Below are 5,427 nucleotides of genomic sequence, written 5' to 3' on the forward strand. Positions count from 1 at the left end.
GCCATCAGACTCGCCCAGCGTCGCATAAACCCCGCCTACGTCATCGCATGGTCATGCTGGAGACGCGCCCATCAGGCGGCCGCTCGACGAGCTCATCTAAAAACTAAAATGCAACTGTAATGCTAGGTCAGGGCGCGTGGTTCATGGGCGAAGACAGGCGTCAGGCACGCGAGGCAGATGCGCTGCGCCTTGGCATTGATCTTGGCATGACACTGATCGATACCGCGGAAATGTATGGCGACGGCGGTGCAGAGGAGGTTGTCGGTGAGGCGATCGCCGGGCGGCGCAGCGAGGTATTCATCGTGAGCAAGGTTCTTCCGTCGAATGCGTCGCGCAAGGGGACGCTCGCGGCTTGCGAACGCAGCCTCAAGCGCCTGGGGTGCGATACCATTGATCTCTATCTATTGCATTGGCGCGGCGGCTATCCCCTGCGGGAAACAGTGGCCGCGTTCGAGGAACTGATCGAGGCGGGCAAGATACGCTATGGGGGCGTCAGCAACTTCGACACGGACGACATGGAGGAACTTCTTGACGTTGCGGGCGGCGAGGCGGTCGCAACCAATCAGGTACTCTACAATCTGACGCGGCGGGGCATTGAGTTCGACCTCTTGCCATATTGCCAGGCGCGCACCATCCCGATCATGGCCTATTCCCCGATTGAACAGGGCCGTATGCTTGACCATCCCGCTCTTACCGCCGTCGCGAAGGAATACGCGGCGACGCCGGCGGTGGTGGCGCTTGCCTTTGTGATCAATCGGGAAGGGCTGATTGCCATTCCGAAATCGAGCACGCCCCAACACATCAGGGATAATCGCAAGGCGCTCGACCTCGAACTGGCTCCCGAGCATCTGGCAATTCTGGAGAACGCGTTTCCGCCGCCGCAGCGCAAGCAGCGGCTCGCCATGCTCTAAATTTCACCCGATACGTCGCGCCGCTGCCGGTCGAGTTCTTCGCTGTAGCGGCGCAGCAAATGACTCTCGGTCAAGAGGCCGACGACGCGGCGCTCAATGAGGTCGCTCACGACGGCAAGCGCTTCGCTTTCGGTCTTGTCGAAAATCGCCGCCGCTTGCTTCGCGTTCATCTGCGGCTGCAGATATTCGTTACGGTATTTGACAAGGCCGGCGATCGGTTGTTCTTCATCGGTTCCCTCGGTCAAACCCGCATGGGCTTCCGGCACAAGCACCATGCCCTCATATTTGTTGACATCATCGACGATGATGACGCGCTGCGTCGAACCAAGGGGAAATTCCCGGCAGAACTCGCCAATCGTTTGCTGGATCGGAGCCGTTCGTACATCGGATCGCATGAGCTTGTTAACGGTGAGGTTGCGGATCCAACCCACGTCATGGGCGCTGCGAATGCTTTCACCGCGCAGATGGAACCGCCAGGTGGCAAAGGAGTAACCGAATGTATGGCGGACCGTCAGCGAGGCCGCGGTCACTGCCGCGAGTACGAGCACAGTGATTGGAAAGTCTCCGCTGATTTCGAGCGCAAGAAAAGTCATTGTCAGCGGGCCGCCGATCACCGAGACCGCGAGTGCGCTCATGCCGACAACCGCGTAGATGACCGGCGTCAAGGTCGCATGCGCAAAGATATAGGGCGCGGAGTAGGCGAAAAGTTTGCCGAGTAGCGAACCCATGAACAGCGAGCCGAAAAATAGCCCGCCCCTGAATCCGGATCCGATGGAAATCGCGGAAGCCAGCGATTTGAGAAGAAGGAGGCCAAGCAGCGTGCGGATCGTCGTCGTCGTGTCGAGATTGAGGTGCAACGCGCCATGTCCGCCAGAGAGCACCTGCGGCGTAATAAGCGCAAGAAGACCCACGACCGCGCCGCCGAGGATCGGCCTCAGGGCGGGTGGAATGAAGCTCTTGCGCGCCATTTCCTCGACGAAGGCGACGCCTTTCATCAGAAGAATGCCGGCGAGCGCACAGAAGATGCCAAGCATCAGTGCGGGAACGTAGTCCGCCGGAACGACCGAGCCGAAATGGCCGATGTCGATGACGAAATTGTCTCCGGAAAGGACACGGGCGACGACGTTCGAAACGAGCGCGGAAACGATGACGGGCGTCAGACTGAGGATGGTATAGGATCCGATGATCAGCTCGAAGGCATAGAACGAACCGGTGAGCGGCGCATTGAACGCGGCCGCGATCGCCCCCGCCGCGCCGCAGCCGACGAGTATGCGCAAATCCGAGCGGCGCAGTTTGAGCGAAAGACCGATCTTCGAAGCAAGCCCGGAGGCGAGCTGTGTATAGCCGGCCTCGAGGCCTACTGACGCGCCGAAACCGTTGGAGATCAGATTCTGTGCTGCCACGATGAGGCTGTCGTTGAGCGAAAGCCGGCCGCCATGCAGCGCATTCGCCTCGATGGGGTCGACCATCGGCCGTTTGCGATAACGGGTGAGAACAAGGAATACGAGACCCATAATGGCGCCCCCGAGAATCGGCGCGATAAAAAGCGCGATAGTATTAGTCGTCACGATGGTCGAAAGCCGCTCGCCAACATCCAGTCCGAAAATCAACCGGTGCATACCTTGGGCGATCATGCTCATCGCCGTCACGGTGCACCCGGAAACGAGACCAACGACGGCCGCCGCAAGAACAAGGCCAAGTTCAGTGCTACGAGCAAAGGCGCGCAGCCGGCTCGGTGCGAGAAATATTGAAAAGACGCCCAATCGGCGCAGTGCCAGTTTGCGATAAAGTGGACGTAAACCCATGAGCGGACCGTATTGGCGTCGACCTCCCGGGCGTCGGGAGGAAGGAGTGATGCGATGCGGTTATACGCCTATTGTGTCAATGCGTTGGCACAAGGAACGCGAATTCTCGCTCGCGTCTGCGTAGTTGATCTTGGCGGCCACTTCAATGCGTATGAGCCGGTGACACAGTGCCACCGGCTCATAGGATCTACGGAACTACAAGCAGAATGTTGGTCTATGCGTTTGCGAGTAGGCGCGCCGCTGGCCTGCTGTGCGAGAGATTCGGGCGTAGCGCCTGCCTGGCGCCCTCGAAAGCATTCCAATCGGCAATGTCGGGTAGCGCGGGAATTGTAACAAGCTCGCCCTGATCGAGGCCTACCAACGACGCGTCGACCATGTCTGTTGCCGACATGACGATAGCGCTCGGGAGGTTTTCGACCGGCCGTCCTGCAATCGCCCAGAATTCCGTGCTCGTCGCGCCTGGCAGCACCGCCTGGACGCGGATGCCCTTGTCGCTGAGTTCATGATGCAGGGACTGGCTGAAGGCAAGGACATAGGCCTTGGTGGCACCATAGACGCCATTGAGCGCTTCCGGCGCAATGGCAACGATCGAAGCGATGTTGATGATCGTCCCGCCGCCGCGAGCGACGAATTTCGGGGCTACCGCCTGCGTGAGCCGCGTCAATGCAACCACGTTGAGCTTGATCATCGCCTCCATTTTTGCCGGATCGGATTCGAGCAGCGGCGCCGTGGCGCCAACGCCGGCATTGTTCACAAGCATGGTTATGCTCGCATCGTTGTCAAGAATTCTCTCGACATTCGCGATCCCCCTGTCGTCGCCAAGGTCGGCGGCAATCACCTCGACGCTTCGCCCCGTTTCGGTAGTGAGACGCGAGGCAAGGCTTGCAAGCCTGTCGCGATTGCGGGCGACGAGAATGAGATCGTAGCCGCGGCGCGCCAGTCGGTCCGCATAGACCGCGCCGATACCGGAAGAGGCGCCGGTGACGAGTGCTGTACCCTTGTTCGATTGAGTGCTCATGCTGTTGTTCCTTTACCGTACCTGTGGAAGGGGTTGACTGCGGTCACCATAAAGCTTAATAGGCATGGCGCAAATGTCATATAAACCACTTTTTGAGACATTCTGAATTGACGAAGCGGCATATAGGCATCGTACTCTTCCCCGGCTTCCAGGTCCTGAACCTTGCAGCAACGACAGTGTTCGAATTCGCCAACCTTGCAGTGGAAGAGCCCGCCTACCGGGTCAGCCTTCTGTCAGAGTCAGGCGGCGGTATTGCTTCTTCGGCCGGGTTTTCTGTCGAAACGGTTGCATTCAGCGCCGAACCCTTCGATACGGTCCTCGTCGTCGGTAACAATTACGTCGAACCTGTCCCACCTGGTGTCATCATGTTTCTGCAAGCGGCTGCGCTTCGGTCGCGTCGCATTGGCTCGACGTGCACTGGTTCCTTTATCCTGGCGGAAGCCGGTCTGCTCGACGGGCGGCGGGCGACGACGCACTGGTACCACGCGCGCGCGTTCCAGCGGGCTTTTCCAAAGGTCAAAGTTGAGGAAGACCGCATTTTCATCATCGACGGCTCTATATGGACCTCGGCCGGAATGACGTCCTGCATCGATCTCGCGCTGGCGCTGGTCGAAAAAGATTTGGGCAGTGAGATCGCCAAGTCCGTAGCAAAGAAGCTCGTCGTCAATCACCGCCGAGCTGGAGGACAGTCGCAATATTCGGCGCTTCTTGATCTCGACCCGAAATCGGATCGCATCCAGACCTGCCTTGCTTATGCCAAAGCCAATCTTGCAAAGGATCTTTCGGTCGAACATCTCGCCGAAATCGCGCATCTCAGTCCAAGGCAGTTTAGCCGGATATTCCAGGCCGAGACGGGTCAATCTCCTGCCAAGGCGATCGAGAACCTTCGCGTGGAGGCGGCGCGGCTTATGCTCGAGCACGGCCGCATTCCCATCGACACCATTGCGCAGGACGTTGGATTCGGCGACCGTGAACGTATGCGCCGCGCCTTCCTGCGCGCGTTCGGCCAACCGCCGCGATTCATGCAGCGAGTGGCGAAGGCGGCTGCGGTAGCGGTGTAGCTGCGGCTAGATCAGCCGGGGTTTTTGCCGGCTTCACCGAGTGACGCGGGCGTTGTGTTTCTTTTTGTTCCGGCGAGGACATTGGCAATCACGGCCGCGAAAACGATGGAGCCGCCGAGAAGGGTACTTGTGCTTGGGGCCTCGTTGAACACCAGCCAGATCCAGAACGGTGCGAGGGGCGCATCAAGCGAACCGATAAGTGCGGTCTCGATCGGCGGAAGCCACTTGGCGCCAAGCGTGAAGCAGGCAAGTCCGACAGCGGAAACCATAACCCCAAAGAGCGCGATCAGGAAAAGCTCGTGTGCCGAAACCGAAAGCGGATTGCCTAACGGCCAGCAAATCAGCGAACTGATGAGCGCCGAAAGGCAAGCGGCAGGCATGACCGAGATTTCGGGCGACCGGCGCACGATGACCATCAGCACCGCCATGCACAGCGTCATGCCGAACGCGAGAAGGTCGCCGAACAGGCTGCCCTCGGTGCCGAGTCCAACCATGATGATGACGCCAATCATGGCAGCGATGCTTGCCATGATCGCGCGCAAGGTTGAGCGTTCGCCCATTGCCAGCCAGGCGACGACAGCGGCGACGAAGGGAATTGTCGCATAGATGACCGCTACATGAGCGACGGTCGT

5 protein-coding genes are annotated in these 5,427 nt (G+C 59.5%); 2 read left to right on the forward strand and 3 right to left on the reverse strand.

All coding sequences use genetic code 11. The features are described 5' to 3' along the window. Window positions 1-119 precede the first annotated feature (119 nt). Entirely contained in the window at window positions 120-911 is a 792-nt protein-coding gene (locus tag AAAB35_RS25735) for an aldo/keto reductase (RefSeq protein WP_340671185.1), read from the forward strand. On the opposite strand, the gene AAAB35_RS25740 is transcribed toward AAAB35_RS25735, so the two are convergent. Then, window positions 908-2,716 (reverse strand): chloride channel protein, encoded by a 1,809-nt coding sequence (locus tag AAAB35_RS25740; RefSeq protein WP_340671186.1) that lies wholly within the window; start codon window positions 2,714-2,716, stop codon window positions 908-910. The two genes, AAAB35_RS25735 and AAAB35_RS25740, sit on opposite strands and share 4 nt — an antisense overlap. A gap of 214 nt (window positions 2,717-2,930) precedes the next feature. Further along, window positions 2,931-3,734, reverse strand: coding sequence for an SDR family oxidoreductase (locus AAAB35_RS25745; protein ID WP_340671187.1), 804 nt, complete (start codon window positions 3,732-3,734; stop codon window positions 2,931-2,933). 107 nt (window positions 3,735-3,841) lie between these two features. On the opposite strand from AAAB35_RS25745, the gene AAAB35_RS25750 reads away from it, so the two are divergent. Beyond that, window positions 3,842-4,795 (forward strand): GlxA family transcriptional regulator, encoded by a 954-nt coding sequence (locus AAAB35_RS25750; RefSeq protein WP_340671188.1) that lies wholly within the window; start codon window positions 3,842-3,844, stop codon window positions 4,793-4,795. Between the two features lie 11 nt (window positions 4,796-4,806). On the opposite strand, the gene AAAB35_RS25755 is transcribed toward AAAB35_RS25750, so the two are convergent. Further along, window positions 4,807-5,427, reverse strand: a 621-nt coding sequence (locus AAAB35_RS25755) for a DMT family transporter (RefSeq protein WP_340671189.1), incomplete at its 5' end; no start/stop codon positions are given.

It is taken from the genome of Phyllobacterium sp., assembly GCF_037994425.1.
Taxonomy (GTDB): Bacteria; Pseudomonadota; Alphaproteobacteria; order Rhizobiales; family Rhizobiaceae; genus Phyllobacterium.